This window comes from Rhodococcus sp. ZPP, from assembly GCF_017656075.1.
Taxonomy (GTDB): Bacteria; Actinomycetota; Actinomycetes; order Mycobacteriales; family Mycobacteriaceae; genus Rhodococcus_F; species Rhodococcus_F oxybenzonivorans.
On record NZ_CP058638.1, the window covers coordinates 216,732 to 239,713 of the forward strand.

The following is a 22,982-nucleotide window of genomic DNA, read 5'->3' on the forward strand; positions in this document are numbered from 1 at the left end:
TGCGGCGGCGCGGGCGGTCCAGGGCACTCGTCAGGCTTGCGGGACGCGACGACGACACTCATGTCGTTTTGCACGTCCCGGACCGCGACCTCACAGGAACGGCACCAGAAGTAGACGTCGTCGCGGAGTCCACCATCGCGATCAGCTGAAGATCGGGCCGAACAGCGTTATCAACGGATACACCGTGTACCAGTAATGGTCGCCGAGCCAGTACCAGATAGGGGAAGGTGACATCGGGAATCGTCTCCTCGTTTGCACGGTAAGTGCTCGCGGCCACTCGACCTACGTCAACGTTCGGCCAGCTAGCCGGACATGTCACCGAGACCCACACATCGGAGTTGCCAGCGTTCTGAAGGATTGACGACCGGTCAACGATTCCCCACCGGACGGATCAGAGCCTCATAGATGCCGCAGACTGTGTTGATGCAGATGTCATTCTTCGATGCCCTCGACAGTCTCGTCTCCTCGGCCGAGGTGCGGATAGATCGACCGAAAGGCACTGCTCACCCGAGGTATCCTGCCGTCACCTACCCACTGGACTATGGCTACCTGATCGGCACCACAGCAGCCGATGGCGCGGGCGTCGATATTTTCCGTGGTACGGACTCGACCACCGGCATCACCGCGGTCGCGCTCACCGTTGACGCGATGAAACGCGACGTAGAAGTGAAAATACTGGTGAGCTGCTCGCTTACCGAGATCGACCGAGTCGCCGAGTTTCTTACCGGCAGTATTCGTCTCGGTGCCACGATCGTCCACCGGTAGCTCGTGCCGACCAGGGTTCTGCAGTGCGCCCCGCGTGGTCCGAATCCGTGTCGACAGATGTGTGAGTGCATCACGGTGCAGGAAGCTCGTCGAACACCGCGTCACGAGGGTTTGCCGAAGGCCGCCGAGCTTCGTTGCGTCGAACAGGCCGGATAGAGGGATGGCCATGCCGTGAGCCACACCGGCGGCCAGATCGGTCAAGTGCCCGGTGTCCGTAGCAAGCACGCCGACGGTCGACATCCCTCTATCCGGCGGAATAGTCTGTGACGGAACGATGTGGTCGGCCGACCGGCTACTGACTGTGCCAGTGTGCGGGAGCAGAAATACCGGCAGGCAAACGCGTTTCGCCGCTACCTCGGGCGGCGTTGATTTGAGGTTGGGTGACGTACAACGCGGCCGACAAATCGGCGCCCTCCAACCTGGCATCACGGAGATCCGCGCCGAGCAGATCAACCGCGGTGAGGTCGCTCTCCCTCAGGTCTGCGGCAATCAGACAGGCTCCGCGTAGGTCCGCGCCGCACAATCTGCGTGCGCGCAAATTCTTACCGACAAGGTCCGCCCCGGGAGCGAGGACCTTGTCCAGGTGTCCACTTTCGGCGAAGTAGGAAGCGCGAACTTCCTCACTGGTGTCGACGAGGACTGCTCTGACATCGGAATGCAGAGCATCCATATCGACCGTGAGTAGTTCGGGCAGGCCGCCACGAGTCAGTGCGGTGATGACTGAGGCGAGGTCGCGAGCTTCATGTGCAGCGTCCGGGTCATAGGTACGCGCCTGCGCCTCGAGCAGGTACCACAGCATCTCGTGCAGTTGCTTCATGACCTTGAAGGCGGCAAACATGCGTTGCTGCAAATCCGGACGCTCCCGCCAGCTGATCCCGGAGAACAATCGCTGGGATACGGCCTGGCCGGCGCCGAAACAGTCGAAAACTGTACAGCCGCGGAACCCCCGTGAGCGGAGTCCCGCGTGGACGGTGCAGGAGAACTCCGAACCGAGGTGCCGGCATGGCGTGCCGGCTGGCTTGTCCTCGGCGAAATCGACCGATCGCGAGAACCCGAACGCAGTGCAGCACAAGGCGAAACAGCTTCCGCAGTCGGCGCGCAGATTCTGACGGCGCTGAGGCGCAGGACCGGCGGTCATCGCAGAATCTCCAGCTCAGCACGGCGGAGGACGAACGGGCGCTGCCGACGCGGCATGGACATGGTTGTCGATGAAATGATCAAGTGAGCTCCAAGTGGCGATTCCAATGCAGGACAGGAGGAGGGAACCCGCCAACGGGTTCCCTCTCGAGGCACACGGAATCACCACCGCACGAAGGCGCGGCACACAATCAACGCTAAGGGTCTGGGTCACAGACGAGTTATGGTAAGCACTGCACACAAAGTACCAGCTAGGCCGCGGCGACCCGCAACTCGTCCACACCGCGCTCACCCAGCCCGATCGCCCGAATCGGAACCCCGAGCTTCCGAGCGGTTTCCGAAACCGGACCCCTTGCGGTGCCTCATGAGGTCACGTCCGGCTGCTCTACTCTTCGGGAGACGAGAGCTGCTCGTAGATCAGTCCTTCGCTTCGCGGACGTCCTTTCCCTGCTCGGCGAACGCCTTGAAGTCCTGCATGTGCTGTAGCGACTGCTTGCGGAAGGAGCCGGGCATCAGCAGCCCCACCAGGCGCATCAGCAAGCCGCTGAACCGGTATTCGCTCTCGCTCACCCAGAGCGTCATCTCCGGACCCGCTTCGGTCAACCGGTCGCGCACCGCACTCCACATGCCCTCGCCGACGATCTCGCGGTCGAAGTGAACGACGCTCCCTTTCGGGATCCCGGGCAGGTCTGCCGGTTCCCGACGCGTGATGGTCTCGGTGCCCTCGAACTTGTGCTTCCCCATCTGCATCACGACTCGCGATCTGGTACCGACCTGCCCGTGCACCCCACTCAGCGGCTCGTGCAGCACCAGACCCCGCAGCCACTTCGGCAGATGTGCCGAGTCGGCGAGCAGCTGTACCACTGTCTCCAGAGGCAGGGCGATCTCGATCGAGACGGTGTACTTCATGGCGGAGCGCTCCTGGTTCCCGAGTAAGGAAGCCGACGCTAGCACCCTCGCTTCATACTGTGAGGTCATGGCACGTCCAACGATCTCCCGGTTTCCGGGTGCTCACGGCGGGATCGCCTATCTGCGAAGGGCAAGTGCGTGTTGCGGCTGCGCCGCACCCGTCGACGTGCGGCTCGCCGAAGCCGTTGTCCACCGCGAAGCGCGGGCCCAGGGGCGGCACAGTTGCTCACCACCGTGTCGTACGTCAGTTCCGTTCCCGCATCGCAAGCGCATGCGGCGGCTCGTGGCGTTCTACGCGGTCATGTACCACACCGCACTCCGACCGACAGGTGGCTCCGCAACGGATCGCAACCGGTCAGGCCAGTCGCGGCAAGCAAGCGCTCACAGCAGCCCGTTCATCAGGTGCCCCTCAGCGATCTCGAAAACACCAAGCCGGCCCCCACCGCGGTCTGACCGATCAGCAATGCCCCGGGCAGTGCGAGTAGCTCCCATCCAGTCGCCGACGGCAGCCGCAGCGACGCAATACATGCGGCGAACAACGCGACTGTAAACACCTGGCCAGCCGCGATGAGGCGTTGACCGACCGATGTAAGTCGGCGGCGTCCAAACAGGACCAACGATGTCGCAGCAGCCATGATGCAGACGACAAACCCGACAACCCCTGGATAGATGAACAACGGCTCGAAGGCCGGGGAACCGCCGACATCGATATATCCCTTCGTCAACAGCTGGGGAAGCACCCACACTCCGATCAGTAAGGCGCACAACACACTGACGTAGGAGCAGCCGACCAAGAACCTCATCTGCGCAGGTTAGCTGGTTACGGGCTGTCAGTCCCCGACAAGCCCGGTTCCGGGCCAATCGACCACCTGGTCCGCGGTTGCCGGACACGTGACCGAAAAGAATGCGGTGGCGGTGGCGGGCATCTGTCACCGGCTCGACGGGTTGCCGTTACCAATCGAGCTGGCGGCCGCTCGGTTGCGGGCGATGTCTCCCGAGCAGATTCTCGAGCGGCTGACCGACCGCTACACCCTGCTGACCCGCGGCAGCCCCAGGTGCGCCGACACGGCAACAGACGCTGCGGCTATGCATCGACTGGAGCATCGAACTGTGGACCACCCGTGAACAACTGGCGTGGGGGCGAGTGGCGGTCGCGGGAAGCTTCGAACTCGGCGCCGCGGAGCACGTGTGCGGCAAAGGCCTTACCACGGACGAGCTGCTGGACACACTGACATCGGATCGGCACTTGCCCACGTCGGTGCCCGTGGTTCGCCATCGACCGACTCGGCTCGCAATCCGTGTCGGCACAGTATGCGGATACTCAGCTCGCCGACGGCATGAGTCGTCTTCGGGGCCTTGGGCAGCGGACTCTCGGGCACCGCTCTCTAACCAACCATGGTTATTCATCACGCCGCCGACCCGATCGTGCCGATGGCATCGGGGTATTCAGAAGAGCATTCAGCGAGCACGCAACAAGCTCGTCGGGGAACTCTGCGTGTCGTGAAAGGTGCGGAATACGGACAAGATCGTTGAGTGCCGTGCGAACCGCATTCACCAGCGCGAGTGCGTCGGCCTCGGTGACTTCTGAACGCGAGATTCGTAGCCATTTGACCCATTCGGCGAGGTCGTCCTGGCGGACTCGCCGATTACGCTCGGCAGCACTAGCGGGGAGGTTGAGGGCTTCGGTAACCGAAACGGCGAGCAGATCCGTTGCTTCGGTTGCGATACGCACATAACCTCTCACGAGGCCTTCGATGACCTGTTCATCCGAGGCGCTGTGATGCATGGCCCTGGAGCTCTCCAGGGCCATCCATTCCTGTACTCGAATGATCAAGGCGGAGAGGATGTCTGCCTTGCTGTCGAAGTACCTGTAGACGGCAGGGCCTGCGATGCCGAACTCGTCGAGGCTGACTCCACCGAAACCGCGCTCCCGGAACGCGCGCGCAGCTGCTGCGATGATCTGTTCGCGACGTGATGTACCTGGCCGTTCATTTGCGACTGGAGCCTCCGCCGCAGGCGCATCGCGCGACTCGGGTGACGCTGACGCGCATTCAGGGGTATTGATGGCTGCCAACGCAGCAGACACCAGCAGTGGGGAGAGGCGACGCTGTGACAGCGAACGGTCGTAGTGCCCTGGGCTGGTAATGATGCTCACTGCCATCCACGCGCGTACGTCGGCACCGAATCTACTCTTGGAGGGATCGGCTTTTTCAATGGCCCTTCGCACCGCGCCTCCGATGCGACGAGTACCCTCGCGCACTCGCTCGAAGTCATCGGCGGTGAGGTGCCGTGCTTCTCGCTGCCATAGGGGGCCGAGTCGTAGGCTCTCCAGTGATGCCTCGACCATCCACGTCAACAACTGCTCCAAGCTGCAGACGTCGGATTCGGAACTCTCGGCGGATTGGGCTGCCATGAGCAGTCGGTCCTGGTCTTCGAGGACCACCTGCGACAGTAGATCCTGCTTGTTGGCGAAGTGCCGGTAGATCGCCCGTGCGGTGACGTCGGTTGCCTCAGCGATGTCTTCCATCCGCACGGCGTGAAACCCGTATTTCGTGAACAATTCACTGGCGTTGTGGAGTATCTGCGCACGCCGGTCACGAGGTCGCCGGCGCGAGGCAGTGGACGCCTTCACAGTTTGCGATGCGGTCACGACACCCTTTTCCTCCTCGAGGCCCCTATGGGATGCACACGGTGTCCGGACTGGCGGCACAGCCATCAAGACAGCCTTCCGACGATATACCCGCGGCGGACGGTCCACCGCAGTATCCCGCACTGCCGCCGTTCGAGAGCCGATCGGACACAATGCCTCCTTCCCATGCGGGGCGGCGCAGGCGCACTGCGCCCGAGCGTAGGTGAGGTCTCCATTACGGCCGCAGTCCGTACAGTACGCACATTTTACGATAAGAGCCATGGACAAACGTCGTTGATTTGATGCTACCTGCTCGATTCAACAGAAGATAAGTCCGCATGACATTGTCGGCTTAACACGCAGCTAGGCACACCTCGCGCTGCCTCGTTCACTCGCGGGGAGTCAGCCCTCCCTGCTCCGCTTTTACGGGCTCAACCAGGTCATCCGCTTGCGATGAACGAAAGTTCAATGATGCATCCTCTGAACTTCCTGGCCCCGATCAGTTCCACATCTTCAGATACGAGCTATTGACATATCTACGGAGAGGGGCCTACTAATGTGAGTAGAAGCACATCAGGTTGTGAAGCAAACCACTAGGGATCAAGGACATGTCGCCTCATGGAGGCGACCATCCCCACCCGGCCGGTCACAGCTTCTGCTTACGCCCGTTCGAACAAAGGAACTTTGATGAAGGATCTGCAATTTTTGCAATGGAAGACCGATCAGAAGGTAGGCACGGTCTGGCTTACCCGCCCGCCGGTCAACGCGGTCACCCGCGAGATGTACGCAGAGATCAAGTGGTTCTTCACCCACACGGAGGAGTACCTCCCCGAGGCTCGGGCGATCGTCTTGACCGGCGCCGGCAAGCACTTCTGCGGCGGCAACGATCTCACCGAATTCCAGACGATGACGCCGGAAAACGCCGGTGAGCGCATGCTTGCGGTCCGTGAAGCGTTCTGGTCGATCTACGATTGCCCGTTGCCGGTGATCGCAGCTGTCCACGGAGTGGCCGTGGGCACCGGATTGGCCCTGGCAGCGTCGTGTGATCTGGTCGTGGCAGCCAAGGGCGCCACCTTCACGCTTCCCGAGGTCAACGTCGGTGTGATGGGCGGCGCCAAACATGCCTCACGCCTGGTACCACAGCAGTTGGTCCGCTATCTGCACCTCACCGGCGAACCGCTGTCTGCCGAGGAACTCGCGCAGCAGGGCGGCGTCTTGAAAGTCGTCGAGCCCGATCAGCTCCTCGACGTAGCCTACGACGTGGCGGCCAAGATGGTCCGGCACTCGCCGGTCACGTTGCGGTTCGCCAAGCGCAGCCTCAATGCGATCGAATACCAGGACCTCAAGGGCGGATACGAGTTCGAGCAGGGTCTTTCCGGCGAGTTGTCCGCTTACTCAGACGCCAAAGAGGCCGTAGCAGCGTTCTTCGAGCATCGCGCACCGGCCTACACGGGAGCATGAGATGAATGCTGTTTCACCTGTGCCGGTCGAGCAGATCACCGAGATCGCCGAACTGCGGCGCGAGGCTCGGAGGTGGCTTGCCGAAACGGAGATCCCCACCGTGCCGTTGGAGCTGGAGGAACGGTTCAACGTCCTTCGTCGATGGCAGCGCACACTATTCGATGCCGGATGGATGGGGCTGGGATGGTCACGTGAAGCCGGCGGACGTGGCCTCACCGCGCGGCACCAGCAAGTCTTCTCCGAGGAGCTGGCGCGCGCTCATGCACCCGCCCCGATCGGATTGATCGGCCTCGATGTGGTCGGCCCCTCGATCCACCGGTACGGTTCGCCCGAACAGCGCACCCGTCTTCTGCCACCTCTGCTCGCGGGCGAAGACATCTGGTGTCAGGGGTTCTCCGAACCCTCTGCCGGCTCCGACCTCGCATCACTGCGGACCCGCGCTCTTCGCGACGGGGACAAGTACGTCGTCAACGGACAGAAGGTCTGGACCAGTTGGGGCAATCAGGCCAGTTGGTGCGCATTGCTGTGCCGCACCGACCCCGACGCCGAACCCAAGCACGCCGGCATCTCCTACCTCATCGTCGACATGAGTTCCCCCGGAATCACCGTCCGTCCACTCGTCCAGATGACAGGCGATGCCGAATTCTGTGAGGTCTTCTTCGACAACGTCGAAGTCCCGGTCGGCAACCTGGTCGGCAAGGAAAACGACGGCTGGCGAATTGCCCTCGACACCCTGTCTCAGGAACGTGGCAACTATGCAATGCGCCGACAGGTGGAGATCGGCTGGGGTGTCGAGAAGACGATCGACGGACTACGAGGCACCTCCCCGGAATCGGCGACCAATAGTCGGATCAGCACCGCCATCGGAGAGTCACACGTGGCGCTGCGGGTGTTGGACGCTCAGATCCGCCGAACTGTGCAACGCCTGATCGACGAAGAGGGACCACATCCGCTCGACTCGATCGACAAGCTCGTCCTCAACGACGCAGAGCAGGTGGTCGGCCGCGCCCTCGCCGATCTCCTCGGACCGTTCCGCCTCGACGCCGAATCACAACCTCTCGGGCTGAACGCCGCGCAGTTGATTCACGATCACTACTTCTCGCGTGCCGCATCGATCTACGGCGGTACATCACAGATCCAACGCAACATTGTTGCCGAGCGACTGCTCGGCCTACCCAGGAGCTGATGATGAGTCTCACCGCAGCTGACGTGGACCTCGTCACCCCGATCCGCGAATTCTTTGACCGCCGTGTCACATCCGACTACCACCATGCCCTGCTCAGCGGCGGCTGGGACCCGGAGCTGATGGCCGAACTCGACGACCTCGGCTGGTCCGAGCTGACCCGCCCCGAAAACCGCGGTGGTCTAGGAATCGACCTGACCGCGGTCGCCGGTCTGATCGTCTTGGTCGGTGATCGGCTCATACCCGGCCCCCTGGTCGAGCAACTGATCCTGCCGGCGTACCTCGACATTCCCGACGGTTCGCTCGTCGCCTTCGCCGACCCTGCCGTCACCCTCGACTGGGCATCCTCGATCGGTTCCGTGCACATGGAATCGGGGCAGATCCAGGGAACGATCGAACTCGTACGCTTCGGCGCCGAGGCCGACTCGCTGGTACTGGCAGTCGACGGCCCGGACGGACCGGCGCTGCTGCTCCTACCGGGCAGTGACCCGGCGCTGGCACTCACGCCGATCACCAGTTCCGATCCCACATCGCAATACGTGCGCCTGGAGATCGCATCGCGAACTGTCACCGACGCCGAGATCCTCGCCACCGGAACCGAAGCGGCCACACTCCTACGACAGATCCGGGCATGGTTCCGGCTTCTCACCGCGTGCGAAATCAGTGGTATCGCCCGCCGTATGCTCGAGAAAACTGTCGAGTACGTCGCGCAGCGCCAGCAATTCGGCAAGCCCGTCGGATCCTTCCAAGCCGTGAAACACATTGCGGCGTCGATGGCACAGGCGGCCATCTCGATGGAGGCGCTCTGTGAGGCAACGGTTTCCGATATTTCCTCTGCTGAGGTTGATTTCGACATCGAGATGGCAACGTGGACGGCCAAGGCCTATGCCGCCGGCGCCGGACGACAGGTGGTCGAGGACGCCTTGCAGTTGCATGGCGGGATCGGCTTCACCACCGAATACGACCTACACTGGTACTACCGCCGCGTCCTCGCCCTGCGGACCTGGTATGGGGACGAGCACGAACTCCACGCACTCATCGGTTCGCGGCGCCTGACCGACGGAGTCGACCGATGATCACCGCAACTCACACCGATTCCGCGCGCCGCGACCGCTACCTCACCAGCGGCGAGTGGAGCCGCAGCACGATCGATTCTGGTTTGGCCGAGTATGCACACCATCACCCCGATCGGCTGGCTGTGGTCGATGGCGATCGTCAGGTCAGTTATGCCGAACTCGACGCCATGATCCGCCGGTTGGCCGGCGTGCTACTCGAGCGTGGGATCCGGCCGGGCGACTCGGTGGTCTGGCAGTTGCCGAACTGGCTCGAAGCGATCGTCGTACATCACGGTGCGCTGCGGATCGGCGCGGTCTCCACCCCGATCATCCCGATCTATCGACATCGCGAAGTGCAGTTCATTCTGAAGCAATCGCGAGCGCGTATCGCGTTTGTGCCCGGCATGTTCCGCACCTTCGACCACCGCGGGATGTTCGACGAGTTGGCGCCCACGCTCCCCGACCTCGAGCATGTGATCACCGTTCGCGGTTCCGACAACGAGTTCGACCAAATCCTCTCGGGCGCCACTCCACTCGACAATCCCGTCTCGCACGCCAGCACCGATATCGCATTGCTTTTGTACACATCCGGAACCACCTCCGATCCGAAGGGTGCTCTGCACACCCACGAAAGCCTGGATTACGAGAACCGGAGCATCATCGAACTCTTCGATCTGACCGGCGAGGACATCGTGTACATGCCCTCACCGGTCGGTCACATCACCGGCATTCTGTACGGACTGCAGTTGCCGTTCATGCTCGGCAGCCATGTCGTGTTCCAAGATATCTGGGACCCCGGCGCCGGCCTGGAGTTGCTGCAACGCCGACGCTGCACGTTCGTCGTCGGTGCCACACCCTTCTTGCACGGGCTGGTACACCACCCGCATCGCGCCGAGTACGACATCACCCTGCGGGTGTTTGGTTGCGGTGGCGCCGACGTACCTCCCGAACTGATCCGGCAGGCCGAGGAGCAGCTGGGCTGCACCGCGACCCGCATCTACGGATCGACCGAATTCCCGACTCTGTCCGGCGGAAACGCGAGCGATCCGCTGGACAAGCGCGCCACCACCGACGGGCGTCCTATCGGGTCCGCAGAAGCGAGGGCTGTCGATGAACACGACACTCCGGTCCCTCCGGGCGCGGTCGGCGACCTGCAGGTTCGCGGCCCTGACCTGTTCACCGGATACGTCGATTCGACACTCAATGCGGATGCCTTCACCTCGGATGGCTGGTTTCGGACCGGTGATCTGGCGGTGATCGACGAGGACGGGTACATCCAGATCACCGGCCGGCGTAAGGACATCATCGTCCGGGGCGGGGAGAACATTTCCGCCAAGGAGATCGAAGACCTGCTCTTCGAATATCCCGGTATTGCCGATATCGCGGTGATCGGCATGCCCGACCCGATCATGGTCGAACGCATCTGCGCCTATGTGGTACCGAGCGACCAGGCGCATCCACCTGCCCTGGACGAGCTCACGTCGTTCCTGCGCGAACATCGGGTGGCTACCCAGAAGCTGCCCGAGCGGCTCGAAGTCGTCGAACAACTACCGCGGACGGCGACAGGCAAGATCCAAAAGTTCGTCCTGCGTGACCGAATCCGAGACGCTCTGGCCTCCGACAACGCTGTCTGATCGCACTCCCCCATCTCCCTCGTACCCCTTCCGAAAGGAAACTCCCGTGAACACCACACTCCTCGAGGAACTCGACGTCCTCGTCATCGGCGGCGGCTTCTCCGGCGTCTACCAGCTCGACCGGCTGCGCACCCTCGGCTACAACGTCAAGATCTACGAGGCCGGCACCGGACTCGGCGGCGTCTGGCATTGGAATTCCTATCCAGGTGCACGCGTCGATACCTGGGCGCCGGTCTACCAGTTCTCGCGTGAAGAGCTCTGGCGCGACTGGAACTGGAGCGAGATGTACCCCGGTCGTGACGAGCTGGTTCGCTACTTCGAATACGTCGACGAGAAGCTCGACCTGAGCAAAGACGTCCGCTACGAGACCCGTGTCCTGGCAGGCCGGTTCGATGAAGAAACCCATAAGTGGACATTGGTCTCCCGCAACGAGCGCACCGGTGAGGAATTCACCACCCAGGCGCGGTTCGTGATCATGTGTCTCGGTGCCGGCTCCAAGCCCCTCTTCCCCAAGCTCCCTGGCCTCGAGAAGTTCGGGGGCGACTACTTCCACACAGCACGCTGGCCACTGGAGGGCTACGACCTTGCGGGCAAGCGGGTCGCCGTCATCGGCACCGGAGCCAGCGGCATCCAGGTAATCCAGGAGGCCTCGAAAGTCGCAGATCATCTGACGGTGTTCCAGCGCACCCCTAACACCGCGCTTCCGATGAATCAGCGAGCGCTCACTGAGGCGGACAATGCCGAGATGAAGAAGACCTACCCGGAGCGATTCGCCAACCGCAAGAACACCTGGGCCGGTTTCGATTATGACTTCCTCAAAGAGAACCTCCAGGATCTGAGCGAGGAACGTCGCAACGAAATACTCGAGGAACTCTGGACCAACGGTGGACTACAGCCCTGGCTGGGTGGCTTCCTGAATGTCCTGTTCGACAAGGACGACAACGACATCCTGTACGCGTTCTGGCGGGACAAGACACGTCAACGCATCACCAGGCCGGAGCTGGTGGAACTGCTTGCACCGACCGAGCCGATCCACCCGTGGGGCGTCAAGCGTGTCTCCCTGGAGCAGAACTACTTCGAGAGCCTGTGCCGTGACGATGTCGAGCTTGTCGATTCCTCTGCCAATCCGATCCGGGAGGTCACCAGTGACGCCATCGTCACCGCGGACGGAACCCGACACGAAGTCGATGTCATCGTGCTGGCCACCGGCTTCGACTCGGTCACCGGAGGTTTGACTGCCATCGATATTCGCGGCACCAGCAATGAGACCTTCGAGGAGGTGTTCCGCGGCGGCAGCCGGACAGCACTGGGCAAGGCGACAGTAGGCTTCCCGAATCTTCTGTACGTCTACGGGCCCCAGAGCCCGAACGCATTCTGCAATGGTCCGACATGCGCCGAACTTGAAGGCGAACATCTGATCCAAATCGTCGAGCACATGCGGAACAACGGCTATACCCGCATCGAGGCCAAGCCGGAAGCCCAACAATACTGGGGTGCGCATATCGCTGATCTCACCTCGGCCACCCTGTTCCCCCTGGCCAAGTCATGGTACATGGGCGCAAACGTACCCGGCAAAACCGTCGAAATGCTCATGTATCCCGGCGGTCTCTCGGTATATCTCGAAATCCTCGAGAAGGCTGCTGCCGGTGGATATCAGGAGCAGTTCGAACTTGTCTGATCTCACCTGACCAGCCACCCCGATCGGAACCCGAGGGTAAACATGCTCATACATGTTGTGACATTCACCTTTAAGCCGTCCATTTAGACCAGTGAAATCGACGATTTCCGAGAGGGATTTCGAATTTTCGTCGACCACCCTCTCCACAAGGAGCTGATCCACCACAATCGTGCCGAATCCTTGGCTCGGGACCCAATTCCTGACAGCCGAGTGAAAATCACCCAGTACCTCAACCCGCACGGACTTAGGAGTTCACGCGATGGCTACCTACCAACCCACAGCATTCTCGACCGGGCATCAGTTTCTCGAGGCACCTCGCTGGCATGACGGAAAACTCTGGGCCAGCGACTTCTTCGGCGAACAGGTGCTCACCTTCGCTGAGGACGGCGCCGCAACGCCGATAATTAAAGTGCCCGGACGACCGTCCGGACTCGGTTTCCTTCCCGACGGGACACCACTTGTCGTCTCGCAGAACGAGCGGTCGGTGTATCGCATCACCGCCGGCGGCAAGCTCGAGCAGTATGCCGACTTCAGCGCACTGGCTGGAGGGATCGGCAACGACCTGTACGTTTCACCGGCGGGCGACGCTTATGCCGGCAATTTCGGATTCGCGCTCGGTGAAGAGGATCCGAAGCCGACAAACCTCGTCCACATCCGTGCCGACGGCAGCGTCTCGCAGGTACCTGGAGATCTGATCTTCCCCAACGGCTGCGCACGTACCCCCGATGGCACCCTGCTGGTCGCGGAAACCTTCCCGCACCGCATCAGCGCGTTCGACATGGCGGAAGATGGCGGTCTGACCAACCACCGAGTATGGGCGCAGCTCGACGAGTCGTTTCACCCCGATGGCATCGCCCTGGATAGTGACGGCGGCCTCTGGTTCGGGAACGCGTTGACCCTCGGTGTCGACAGCGGCTTCTATCGGGTCGTCGAAGGCGGCCAGATCACCGATAAGGTCGAGGTCACCGACACGTGGGCAGTGGCGTGCGCATTCGGCGGAGAGAACCTCGACACCCTCTACCTCTGCTGCAATACAACGACGCTCGAAGAGTTTCACGAAGGACGCTCGACTGCTCATGTGGCCGTCGCGCAGGTCGGGCGCACCGGAGTTCCGGCGTCCATCTGAACGCGAGGAGACAGGCGTCTGCCCACACCGTCACAGATTTCGGTGCGTGACCTGGTCGAGCACGTCGTGGTGGGAAACCGCGTCACCGCGTTCCTGCTTGCGGGCGTCGGTCGCGAGGACCTCGTGTCGAGGTTCCCTGAGCGGCTCCGGGTTCACCCGCAGGGCGGCCCCGTATTCGAACTCGTACCAGAGCCCCGCCGCTGTGGGCAGGAGGTGAAGGCCCGCCCGTGTTCGATATCGCGGTCGTGCCGTCCGGATTCGCGAGAACACCCGTGCGGCCTGCTCGAAGGAGCGACCGCTCACGACCCGCTACATTTGGGGCACCCCAGAGCAGAGGAGAGCCCCATGGGCAAGGTGGTCATGTACAGCTCGGTGTCGGTGGACGGCTTCATCGCGGACGAGGACGACCAGCCCGGACCGCTGTTCGATTGGTTGTCCAGCGGTGACGTCCCGTTGGACGAGAGCGGCGAGATCAAGATGTCGCAGACGTCCTACGACTACACCCGGCCGTACTGGGATCAGATCGGGGCGACAATCGTCGGCCGCCACGTCTTCGACATGACGGACGGCTGGGACGGAAAGCCTCCGGGCGGAATCGACCACGTGATCGTCGTGACGCACCGGCCGATGCCCGAGGGCTGGGACCCCGAGGCGCCGTTTCACTTCGTCGACGGCATCGACGCAGCCGTGGCCAAGGCGCAGGAGCTCGCGGGTGACCGCATCGTCGAGGTCGCCGCTGGCGACGTCGGTGGCCAGGTGCTTGCCGCAGGTTTGGTCGACGAGGTGCGCATGGACGTCGCACCCGTGGTGTTCGGGTCCGGCAAGCGTTTCTTCGGGTCGGTCCACGCGCAGCACCTCTTGGAGGATCCTGACGTGGTGCTTCAAGGCAATCGGGTGCTTCACCTGCGCTATCGGGTGCGCCGTTGACCGATCCGAGCGGGTACGCGGAGCTCACGAGTCAGAGTTGTTCGCCTTGGGTCTGGTCAACGAACCAGGCCGCGATCTGTGCTCGTGAGGTGAATCCGAGCTTGCTCAGGATGTGTTCTACGTGGCCTTGGGCGGTACGGTCCGAGATGACGAGACTCTTTGCGATCGCCCTGTTGGTCAAACCCTTTGCTACCAGGTCGGCAACCTGCCATTCACGTTTGGTCAGGTTCGTCGCGATACCGGCGGGCCGCGTCGTGTCCCTGGGCTGTTCGTTCAGGGCATACACAATGGCATCGTGAGTTCCGAGCGCGCGCCCTTCCCGATGGGCGGCTTGAAAGGCGCGCTCACCGAGTGTATGGCGAATCCGGCGCCTGTTCTCTTCATGGTGGACGAGGAGGTGGGGGAACATCACCGTCGAGCTGCCTACGGTGTGCCCCAATTCCTCGGCGGCGCCCATCAGCACCGCGGCACGCTGTGCATGGCGCTCGTCACAGAGCCACGCCAGGGATTCCAGACACACGGTGACGGTAATCTGGTCGTCCGCCAGTCGGCCGAGCCGCAAGCTGTCTTCAAGCAAGCGAGCGGCACGATTCGTATCTCCCTGCTGCCATACCCCAACACCCATGGACCACAACGAATACGAGCGATATATCGACTCGCCCAGATCCTCCGTCATCGCGATAACCCTGTCATGACATGCCATCGCCCGCGGAATGTCCCCACGCAGTCCATATGCCATACCCAGTAGATACTCAACTGCAACCTTCCGATGGTCGTCGTTCAGTGTCGCGTACATGGTGCGGGCTTCTTCCAGAAGCCCGCTCGCGCGCTGGAGGTCGCTGTTGTTGAGCGCGAGTAGCCCTTCCGCTTGTGCGACGAGTGCATGCGTCATCGGGTCGTCGATCTGCTCAGCCAAGGATCGCCCCTCGTCGACCAGCGCAGTCGCAGCGGGGAGGTCGCCCTGAAGTTCGGACAGCACGCTGCTGTAGTAGAGGGCTTTGACTCGTGTCGCGGTTGGCTGCCGAGGATGGCAGGCGAGGGCTCGGTCGAGCCAGTATCGTCCCTCGGTGAGCTTGCCGCGGGTAAGCCAGAAGGGATACAGCGCAGCTGCGATCCGCAGCCCGGCCCCGGGGTCGGTATCGCCTACCTCGGATAGGCACAGCGTCATCGCCTCACGCAGATTCGACTCCTCGCGCCCGAGCCGTGCGATCCATTTCAACTGCTGCGAACTGACCCACTCCGCCTCCGCTGTCAGTGCCAACCTCTCGTACCAATCCCGGTGCCGCGAGCGCAACGCCTCGTAATCACCGGACTGCTCTGCTTTGTGTCGGCCGTAGTCACGTACCGTCTCGAGAAGGCGGAAACGGACCACTCCGCCCGGTGCCTCCCTGATCAGGATCGACTTGTCGACCAACGCCGTGAGCACGTCGAGCAGATCCTCAGGAGCCTCCTCCCCCACGCAAATGCCCTCCGCCGCGTCCAATTCGAAGCTCCCGGCGAATACCGACACGCGTGCCCACAGCTGCCGTTCCGAGGAACTGCACAGGTCGTAACTCCAGTCCATCGACAACCACAGCGTCTGTTGGCGCCTCGGCGCACCGCGGCGTCCCAGGGTCAGCAGTTTGTACCGGTCATTCAGTCGTTCGGCGATTTGGTCGGCGGACATCGCCCGCAACCGCGCGGCCGCCAACTCAATCGGCAGGGGTAGACCATCAAGTGCCCGGCAGATATGCGCTACCGTGATCCGGTTTTCCTCGGTCAACTCGAACCCGGACACCGCAGCGGCGGCACGTTCCAAAAACAGCGTCACCGCGTCATACTGGGAAAACCCGCGCAGGGACGACTCATCGTCGGCGTCGGGGATCGTCAGCGGCGGTACGCGCAGCACCGCTTCCCCTTCGATATCCAGGGCCTCCCGGCTCGTGGCCAGAATCCGCACCTCGGGACAGGTCCGAAGCAGTTTCCCGGCGAGCGTGGCGACTGCATCCACCAAACGCTCACAGTTGTCCAGAACAAGCAGAAGGTTGCGTGTGGCGAGGAACTCCGCAATTACGCGTTCAAGCGGTCGTGCCGAGCGATGATGTATTCCGACGGCCGCAGCGACCGCATCCACGAGCAGTGACCGCTCGTTCAGTTCGCCTAGCTCGACCAACCTCACACCGCCGCTGAATCCGCGCCGCGCCTCCGTCGCAACGCGTAGTGCAAGGCGCGTTTTGCCGACCCCTCCGATCCCGGTCAAGGTGACCAGACGGGAGGTCGACAACTTCGCCTTGGCGTCGGCCAGCTCGCGACGGCGGCCTACGAAGCTGGTGAGGTCCGACGGAAGATCTCCCGCCGCTCCCCACGTTGACGGCGGGATCGCGTTGTGGAGGAGGCCGGCGGTGGAGCGGCGACGGGCTCTTGGTTGGTCTTGTTCGGAGCGCTTCGCGCCTCGTTCGGCGAGCAGGTTCATCTCTTCGACCGGGAAATCGTGAGCGAGCTGACTCCGGCGTAGTTCGTCACCGAACTGCGCCGCGCTGAGGGGACGCTCCCGAGGATTTTCTGACATCGCGTGTTCGATAGCCGCGCTGACATCATCCGGAATTCCCTGCTCGCGGAGATCTGGTACCGGTTGGGTAGTGATGCGAATGAACTGTGCGACTAATTGCTCGCCGCTGTGACGTTCAAAAGCTGCGTGCCCGGTCACGGCGGAGAACAAGGTCGCGCCGAGACTGTAGATGTCTGAGGCCGCGCTGGGCAGCTCCTCTCCCTCGAGGACCTCGGGGGCTGTGAAAGCCGGGGATCCGGTGAGAATGCCCGTCGAGGTCTCGAATCCCCCAGCAAAATGAGCGATGCCGAAGTCGGTCAGGGCCGGCTCGTCGTAATCGGTGATCAGGATATTCCCCGGCTTTACGTCTCGATGGAGGATGCCGAGCCGGTGCGCGGTCTCGAGCGCGCCGGCCAACTTCACTCCGAATCGCAGAGCCTCGTCCAACTCGAGTCGGCCATGCCGACGGATTCGGGTGTCCAACGAACCGTGTGAGTGGTATTGCATCACGATGTAGGGCCGACCACTGGTTGTGGTTCCAATGTGGAGCACGTTAGCGATGTTCGGGTGACCCGTAAGGCGGCCCATCGCCCGCTGCTCTCGAAAGAACCGTGCCCGGTTGTCTTCGTCCAGATTGGCGGTGAGGACCTTCACCGCGACAGTGCGGTCCAGCGAGGGTTGCCCACAACGGTAGACAAGGCCGAAGCCGCCACGTCCGATTTCGTGGACCTCCGTAAACCCTGCCGTGGTCAACTCCGCAACGACGGCGGACGCCACGTCACGCTGAGTCTCGAGTGGATCACCATTTGCCATGCGCAGCTGGCGATTCACTCGATCCGGCGGTACCCCAAAGACACAGCATTTCTTTGTTCCTCAATGATCTGAATTCAGGGTAACGCCACCTGCCACCGAGTCGGGGCAATTGTGTTGATCCGAATCATCGATACCGACCGTCTGGTCCCGTTGCAGTCGCCTGGGGAGGCCTCACCACGATCCACGAAACGGCCAGAACGGACCTGGCCTAGACCCTGGCCAGCGATGCGAGAGAGGTGACCTTGGCACCAAACAACACATCCGATACTCGGCTGTCGAGCCGCAAACCTTCGCCGCCTCCTCCGGGGAGCGAGACGGGATGAGAAGATTATGCTGTGCAGTTCCGGCAGCTCGAGTACCTCGTCGTTCTCTCGCGTGAGAAGCACTTCACTCGCGCAGCGGATGCATGTGCTGTCTCTCAACCGGCTTTGTCGGAGGCGATCCGCAAACTGGAGATCGAACTCGATCTGCCGCTGATCGTTCGAGGCCGCAAGTTCGAAGGCCTCACAGTGGAGGGCGAGCAGATCGTACGTTGGGCTCAGAGAATTCTCGCCAACCAGGAATCACTCCTACACGAGGCCGCCAGCCTACGGTCGGGCGTCACCGGCACCCTCCGAATAGGGGTCATTCCCACCGCATCCGCGACAGTCGCCGACCTGTCGAGCCCACTGTGTCTGCGGCATCCCCTCATCACGGTTCGTCTCGCCGAAGACCTGTCCTCGAGCGAAATCACAGCTCGGCTCGATCGCTTCGAGCTCGACGGCGGCATCACTTACCTCGACGACGACATCGCCCTGCACTACCACACTTTCCCGCTCTATCGCGAGCGATACGCACTCTTGACCGCCGACGATCCGGCCCTCCCGCGCCGCGCCGACATCTCCTGGAGCGAAGCGTCGACGTTGCCGATGTGCACATTGCCGTCGATCATGCGCGGCAGGCGCATCCTCGACGACTATTTCGCCGACGACGGAGCAGTCCACACCGCACAAGTCGAAACCGATTCCATCGCTTCCCTCTATGCCCACGTCAAGACCGGGCAGTGGGCTGCAGTGGTGCCTCAGGTGTGGTTCAAAGTATTCGGTGAACCACCCGGCCTCCGGTCCACTCCACTCATCGAAGGTCGCACAGCTCCAGTGGTCGGGTTGATCACCCGCGCAGAAGGCCCGTCATCCCTCCTCGTTCAGGCTCTCGAAGCGACGGCTTCGGTCCTCGACCAGACATCATCGGCGACGCCTATCGACCAGTAGGACGGGTATCTTGGACACAACCCATATCCGTGGTGCATCCTCGACCGACTGTCTGTAAACCTGGGGAAGGCTGCACTGCTGATGGCTCGTCGAGACGACTACGAATACGACGAGAACAGCATCGTCGTGACGAAGAACAAGCAGTACGCCGCAGGCGTACCGGCGGTGCTCGTATCACTTCAACGCGGCATGTCACAGATGGGTGCTACGCGCACCGCTGCCACTCTCGCCAAACTCAATCAGCGCAAAGGCTTCGACTGTCCCGGCTGCGCCTGGCCGGAAACACCCGGCCACCGCAAGCACGCCGAATTCTGCGAGAACGGCGCCAAGGCCGTTGCCGAAGAAGCCACCAAGCGGACCGTCGGCCCAGCCTTCTTCGCCGCACACTCCATTGACGATCTCCTCGGCCGCACCGAGTACTGGCTCGGACAGCAGGGACGTCTCACCCACCCCATGGTGCTACGCCCAGGCGCCACACACTACGAACCAATCGAATGGGATGACGCGAACCGCATCATCGCAGACGAACTGAACGCGCTGGGTAGCCCACATGAGGCGATCTTCTACACCTCTGGCCGAACGTCCAATGAAGCGGCGTTCCTCTACCAGTTACTGATTCGCTCCTTCGGCACCAACAACATGCCCGACTGTTCGAACATGTGTCACGAATCGTCCGGCAGCGCACTGACCGCCTCGATCGGCATCGGCAAAGGATCCGTATCCGTTCCGGATATCGAGAACGCCGACCTCATTCTCATCGCCGGCCAGAACCCGGGCACCAACCATCCACGCATGCTCTCCACACTCGAAAAAGCCAGATCCAACGGCGCCCGGGTTATCGCCATCAACCCGCTTCCCGAAGCCGGACTGCTGCGGTTCAAAGACCCACAGAAGGTTCATGGTGTCATCGGCGATGGAGCCGCGATCTCCGACGATTTCCTGCAGATCCGTATCGGCGGCGACATGGCCCTCTTCCAGGGGCTGGCCAAACTGCTCGTCGCCGCCGAGGACGCCGCACCAGGCACCGTCCTCGACCGACGCTTCATCGACCGCCACACCGCGGGGTTCGACGCTTGGCTCGATCACATCCGCAGAGTCGATCTCGGCACGGTCGTCGACGCCACCGGCCTGACAATCGAACAACTCCACGACACAGCGCAGGCCCTGATCGAGTCGAACGCCACCATCATCTGCTGGGCGATGGGACTGACCCAGCAAACACACGGTGTTGCCACGATCGAAGAAGCCGTGAACCTGCTGCTGATGCGCGGCATGATCGGTAAACCCGGAGCCGGGGTATGCCCCGTCCGCGGGCACTCCAACGTCCAAGGCGACCGCACCATGGGCATCTGGGAGAAGATGCCAGAATCGTTCCTCGCCGCCCTCGACACCGAATTCGGCATCACCTCACCACGAGAACACGGGCTCGACGCCGTCGACTCCATCCGCGCCATGCGCGAACGGCGAGCCTCGGTGTTCATGGCAATGGGCGGCAACTTCGTGTCCGCCACACCCGACACCGACGTCACAGAGGCCGCCCTCCGGAACTGTTCGCTGACCGTCCAGGTGTCCACGAAACTCAACCGCAGCCATCTCGTTCACGGCCGCACCGCACTCATTCTGCCGTCGCTCGGCCGCACCGACAAAGACGTCCAGGCGACTGGCAAGCAGTTCGTGACCGTCGAGGATTCGATGTCGATGGTCCACCGTTCCCGCGGAAGTCTCAACCCGTCGAGCATCCACATGCGCTCCGAAGTTGCCATCGTCTGCGGCATCGCCGAGACACTGTTCGGCCCCGGCCATCCCGTGCCGTGGACGTCGTTCACCGCCGATTACGACCTCATCCGGGATGCGATCTCGCGCGTCGTGCCCGGCTTCGACGGCTTCAATACCAAGGTCCGACAGAAAGAGGGGTTCGGACTCCCCCACCCGCCGCGAGACTCACGCACGTTCCAGACGGAGACCGGTAAAGCGAATTTTGCCGTCAACGACCTCGTGTGGCTACCTGTCCCGCCTGGCCGACTCATGTTGCAGACCATGCGAAGTCACGACCAGTACAACACCACCATCTACGGTCTCGACGACCGCTACCGCGGCGTCAAAGGCGGCCGGCGAGTTCTGTTCGTCAACACCCACGACATCGAAAAACTCGGATACCGAGACGGCGACCACGTCGACTTGATTTCCGAATGGAAGAACCGGAGCGGGAACATCGAAGAACGACGAGCCGACAACTTCCGACTCGTCGCCTACCCCACGCCTGTCGGCAACGCCGCCGCCTACTACCCCGAAACCAATCCCCTCATTCCCCTCGACCACGTCGCACACAAATCCAACACGCCCGTCAGCAAAGCCATCCTGATTCGGCTCGAGCACCGACCCTGATGGGACGCATCACTACTCGTCGCCCCATCGTGCGCGTGCGTGGACCGAACTCCACAACTCGGCCCGACACACTCGTCGTCGAGGAACCACTCGAAATCCGTGTCGGAGGCTCCCCGCTCGCGGTCACCATGCGCACCCCAGGCCACGATGTCGAACTCGCGCACGGCTTCCTCCTCACCGAAGGAGTCATCAGCAGCGTTGACGACGTCGCTTCGGCCCGCTACTGCGACGGAGTGGACGACAACGGCCTCAACACCTACAACGTCCTCGACATCACCCTCACCGTGGGCATCCCCCCACCCCAATCCGGTGTCGAACGCAACTTCTACACAACCTCCTCATGTGGAGTATGCGGGAAAGCATCGCTCGACGCCGTTCGCCTCGCGACGGTCCATTCCCCGGCCGAGGACAGCACCACGGTGCATGTCGATGTTCTGGCGACACTGCCCGACCGACTACGCCAGTCGCAGAAGGTATTCGACAGCACCGGTGGCTTACATGCAGCCGCACTTTTCGATCAGTACGGGCAGTTACTCGCCCTCCGCGAAGACATCGGCCGACACAATGCCGTAGACAAAGTCGTCGGCTGGGCAATCGCTCAACACCGCATCCCCTGCCGGGGCAGCATCCTCATGGTCAGCGGTCGCGCCTCGTTCGAACTCGCCCAAAAAGCCGCAATGGCAGGCATACCCATACTTGCCGCTGTCTCCGCGCCGTCGTCACTCGCTGTCGACCTCGCAGACGAAACAGGACTGACACTCGTGGGGTTTCTTCGCGGCCAGAACATGAACCTCTACACCCACACGCATCGCGTAATGCAGGGCTGACCACATGGAATGCGCGGGCCCCGACAGTCCTGTGTTATCGGGTCAGCGGGCTGTAGAAGACCAAGCCGTTGCCGTTATTGTCGTAGACCACTGCACGGCGTTCGTGTCCGTGGTCATACGGGCCTCCCACAATGCCACCGCCGTTGGCTTCCACGGCCTTCGCCGCACTGTCGACATCGGCGGTCCTTATGCCGACGACAACTTGCCCGGGCATGGGATGGTCCACCGCAGTCGCCAACGCGACGGTGATTGTCCCTCCATCTAGGGCCGCGAAGTGGTCCCCGTCGCGGAACTTCAACGGCATTCCCAGGGTCTCGCAGTAGAACCGGACCGATTCGTCCAAGTTGTCGGTCGACAGGACGATCATTCGCACATTATGTTCGCTCAATTGAGCCTCCCTGAGATTCGGGTTGCGGGACCGGCCAGGCACTTCCGCACCGAAGGGCGCGGATCCTGTCATTGCGCGACACCCGGGCCGGCGTCACTGTTCCGTTCCACGTGCCGCATCGAGGATCGCTCGGTCTGAAGTATTCGACTGTGCAACAGCAAATTTGAAGATTCGACGCCGAGACTGGTGCGACCGACACAGGCGGAAGTCGCCTTCGCTCGATCGTCGACGATCAAACGCCAAACCCCGTTCAATCAGGATATCCGATCGACGGGGTCAACTTTCAGG

The 22,982-nt window shown here is 62.3% G+C and carries 18 protein-coding genes and 1 pseudogene; 11 read left to right on the forward strand and 8 right to left on the reverse strand.

Going from position 1 to position 22,982, the window contains the following annotated elements; all coding sequences use genetic code 11:
• Positions 1–432: 432 nt before the first annotated feature.
• From HYG77_RS01075 to HYG77_RS01090, 4 genes are all read right to left on the reverse strand, one after another.
• Positions 433–1,005 carry a hypothetical protein gene (locus HYG77_RS01075; RefSeq protein WP_208961635.1) on the reverse strand — a complete coding sequence of 191 codons (573 nt, stop codon included), beginning with the start codon at positions 1,003–1,005 and terminating at the stop codon, positions 433–435.
• Positions 1,006–1,057: 52 nt separating this feature from the next.
• Positions 1,058–1,903 (reverse strand): pentapeptide repeat-containing protein, encoded by an 846-nt coding sequence (locus tag HYG77_RS01080; RefSeq protein WP_208961636.1) that lies wholly within the window; start codon positions 1,901–1,903, stop codon positions 1,058–1,060.
• Between the two features lie 416 nt (positions 1,904–2,319).
• Positions 2,320–2,811 (reverse strand): SRPBCC family protein, encoded by a 492-nt coding sequence (locus HYG77_RS01085; protein ID WP_208961637.1) that lies wholly within the window; start codon positions 2,809–2,811, stop codon positions 2,320–2,322.
• A gap of 398 nt (positions 2,812–3,209) precedes the next feature.
• Positions 3,210–3,614 (reverse strand): hypothetical protein, encoded by a 405-nt coding sequence (locus HYG77_RS01090; RefSeq protein ID WP_109329791.1) that lies wholly within the window; start codon positions 3,612–3,614, stop codon positions 3,210–3,212.
• A 184-nt stretch (positions 3,615–3,798) separates the two neighbouring features.
• On the opposite strand from HYG77_RS01090, the pseudogene HYG77_RS01095 reads away from it, so the two are divergent.
• Positions 3,799–4,048: pseudogene (locus HYG77_RS01095) on the forward strand (hypothetical protein); the annotation flags it as partial.
• 162 nt (positions 4,049–4,210) lie between these two features.
• On the opposite strand, the gene HYG77_RS01100 reads toward HYG77_RS01095, so the two are convergent.
• Entirely contained in the window at positions 4,211–5,527 is a 1,317-nt protein-coding gene (locus tag HYG77_RS01100) for a TetR/AcrR family transcriptional regulator (protein WP_244461406.1), read from the reverse strand.
• Between the two features lie 600 nt (positions 5,528–6,127).
• Between HYG77_RS01100 and HYG77_RS01105 the strand changes: the two genes are divergently transcribed.
• The 6 genes from HYG77_RS01105 (at position 6,128) to HYG77_RS01130 (ending at position 13,577) form a co-directional block, all read left to right on the forward strand.
• Complete coding sequence (locus HYG77_RS01105) at positions 6,128–6,901, forward strand: enoyl-CoA hydratase-related protein (RefSeq protein WP_105418272.1); 774 nt, start codon at positions 6,128–6,130, stop codon at positions 6,899–6,901.
• Between the two features lie 19 nt (positions 6,902–6,920).
• Positions 6,921–8,087 (forward strand): acyl-CoA dehydrogenase family protein, encoded by a 1,167-nt coding sequence (locus tag HYG77_RS01110; RefSeq protein WP_208963247.1) that lies wholly within the window; start codon positions 6,921–6,923, stop codon positions 8,085–8,087.
• Positions 8,087–9,160 carry an acyl-CoA dehydrogenase family protein gene (locus HYG77_RS01115; RefSeq protein ID WP_109329785.1) on the forward strand — a complete coding sequence of 358 codons (1,074 nt, stop codon included), beginning with the start codon at positions 8,087–8,089 and terminating at the stop codon, positions 9,158–9,160. Before HYG77_RS01110 ends, HYG77_RS01115 begins: the two co-directional genes overlap by 1 nt.
• The gene (locus HYG77_RS01120) at positions 9,157–10,773 is read left to right on the forward strand and encodes an AMP-binding protein (RefSeq protein WP_109329783.1); all 1,617 of its coding nucleotides are present in this window, start codon (positions 9,157–9,159) and stop codon (positions 10,771–10,773) included. The genes HYG77_RS01115 and HYG77_RS01120 overlap by 4 nt, the downstream gene beginning before the upstream one ends.
• Before the next feature lie 46 nt (positions 10,774–10,819).
• Positions 10,820–12,451 (forward strand): NAD(P)/FAD-dependent oxidoreductase, encoded by a 1,632-nt coding sequence (locus HYG77_RS01125; RefSeq protein ID WP_109329781.1) that lies wholly within the window; start codon positions 10,820–10,822, stop codon positions 12,449–12,451.
• Positions 12,452–12,710: 259 nt separating this feature from the next.
• On the forward strand, positions 12,711–13,577 hold the full coding sequence (locus HYG77_RS01130; RefSeq protein ID WP_208961638.1) for an SMP-30/gluconolactonase/LRE family protein: 867 nt from the start codon (positions 12,711–12,713) through the stop codon (positions 13,575–13,577).
• A gap of 30 nt (positions 13,578–13,607) precedes the next feature.
• Here HYG77_RS01130 and HYG77_RS01135 read toward each other — a convergent pair whose 3' ends face one another.
• Positions 13,608–13,880 (reverse strand): hypothetical protein, encoded by a 273-nt coding sequence (locus tag HYG77_RS01135; RefSeq protein ID WP_109329777.1) that lies wholly within the window; start codon positions 13,878–13,880, stop codon positions 13,608–13,610.
• Between the two features lie 42 nt (positions 13,881–13,922).
• Between HYG77_RS01135 and HYG77_RS01140 the strand changes: the two genes are divergently transcribed.
• The gene (locus tag HYG77_RS01140) at positions 13,923–14,504 is read left to right on the forward strand and encodes a dihydrofolate reductase family protein (protein WP_208961639.1); all 582 of its coding nucleotides are present in this window, start codon (positions 13,923–13,925) and stop codon (positions 14,502–14,504) included.
• A 31-nt stretch (positions 14,505–14,535) separates the two neighbouring features.
• Here the strand turns inward: HYG77_RS01140 and HYG77_RS01145 are convergent, their stop codons facing one another.
• A complete protein-coding gene (locus HYG77_RS01145) occupies positions 14,536–17,844 on the reverse strand; it encodes a protein kinase (protein WP_208961640.1) in 3,309 nt (1,102 codons plus the stop codon).
• Positions 17,845–18,179: 335 nt separating this feature from the next.
• Here HYG77_RS01145 and HYG77_RS01150 point away from each other — a divergent pair, with 335 nt between their 5' ends.
• The 3 genes from HYG77_RS01150 (at position 18,180) to fdhD (ending at position 22,306) form a co-directional block, all read left to right on the forward strand.
• Positions 18,180–19,094, forward strand: a complete 915-nt coding sequence (locus HYG77_RS01150) for a LysR family transcriptional regulator (protein WP_208961641.1) — start codon at positions 18,180–18,182, stop codon at positions 19,092–19,094.
• 81 nt (positions 19,095–19,175) lie between these two features.
• Entirely contained in the window at positions 19,176–21,479 is a 2,304-nt protein-coding gene (locus HYG77_RS01155) for an FdhF/YdeP family oxidoreductase (protein ID WP_208961642.1), read from the forward strand.
• Positions 21,479–22,306, forward strand: a complete 828-nt coding sequence (gene fdhD, locus HYG77_RS01160; protein WP_208961643.1) for a formate dehydrogenase accessory sulfurtransferase FdhD — start codon at positions 21,479–21,481, stop codon at positions 22,304–22,306. The genes HYG77_RS01155 and fdhD overlap by 1 nt, the downstream gene beginning before the upstream one ends.
• A gap of 34 nt (positions 22,307–22,340) precedes the next feature.
• On the opposite strand, the gene HYG77_RS01165 is transcribed toward fdhD, so the two are convergent.
• On the reverse strand, positions 22,341–22,694 hold the full coding sequence (locus HYG77_RS01165; protein ID WP_109335083.1) for a VOC family protein: 354 nt from the start codon (positions 22,692–22,694) through the stop codon (positions 22,341–22,343).
• Positions 22,695–22,982: the final 288 nt, after the last annotated feature.

What these genes read in the sequence shown, in the direction of transcription:
- HYG77_RS01075 (WP_208961635.1), bottom strand. Translation starts at nt 1,005, where the DNA reads ATGTCGACCGTCGGCGTGCTTGCTACGGACACCGGGCACTTGACCGAT.
- HYG77_RS01080 (WP_208961636.1), bottom strand. Translation starts at nt 1,903, where the DNA reads ATGACCGCCGGTCCTGCGCCTCAGCGCCGTCAGAATCTGCGCGCCGAC.
- HYG77_RS01085 (WP_208961637.1), bottom strand. Translation starts at nt 2,811, where the DNA reads ATGAAGTACACCGTCTCGATCGAGATCGCCCTGCCTCTGGAGACAGTG.
- HYG77_RS01090 (WP_109329791.1), bottom strand. Translation starts at nt 3,614, where the DNA reads ATGAGGTTCTTGGTCGGCTGCTCCTACGTCAGTGTGTTGTGCGCCTTA.
- HYG77_RS01100 (WP_244461406.1), bottom strand. Translation starts at nt 5,527, where the DNA reads ATGGCTGTGCCGCCAGTCCGGACACCGTGTGCATCCCATAGGGGCCTC.
- HYG77_RS01105 (WP_105418272.1), top strand. Translation starts at nt 6,128, where the DNA reads ATGAAGGATCTGCAATTTTTGCAATGGAAGACCGATCAGAAGGTAGGC.
- HYG77_RS01115 (WP_109329785.1), top strand. Translation starts at nt 8,087, where the DNA reads ATGATGAGTCTCACCGCAGCTGACGTGGACCTCGTCACCCCGATCCGC.
- HYG77_RS01120 (WP_109329783.1), top strand. Translation starts at nt 9,157, where the DNA reads ATGATCACCGCAACTCACACCGATTCCGCGCGCCGCGACCGCTACCTC.
- HYG77_RS01130 (WP_208961638.1), top strand. Translation starts at nt 12,711, where the DNA reads ATGGCTACCTACCAACCCACAGCATTCTCGACCGGGCATCAGTTTCTC.
- HYG77_RS01140 (WP_208961639.1), top strand. Translation starts at nt 13,923, where the DNA reads ATGGGCAAGGTGGTCATGTACAGCTCGGTGTCGGTGGACGGCTTCATC.
- HYG77_RS01145 (WP_208961640.1), bottom strand. Translation starts at nt 17,844, where the DNA reads ATGGCAAATGGTGATCCACTCGAGACTCAGCGTGACGTGGCGTCCGCC.
- HYG77_RS01155 (WP_208961642.1), top strand. Translation starts at nt 19,176, where the DNA reads ATGGCTCGTCGAGACGACTACGAATACGACGAGAACAGCATCGTCGTG.
- fdhD (WP_208961643.1), top strand. Translation starts at nt 21,479, where the DNA reads ATGGGACGCATCACTACTCGTCGCCCCATCGTGCGCGTGCGTGGACCG.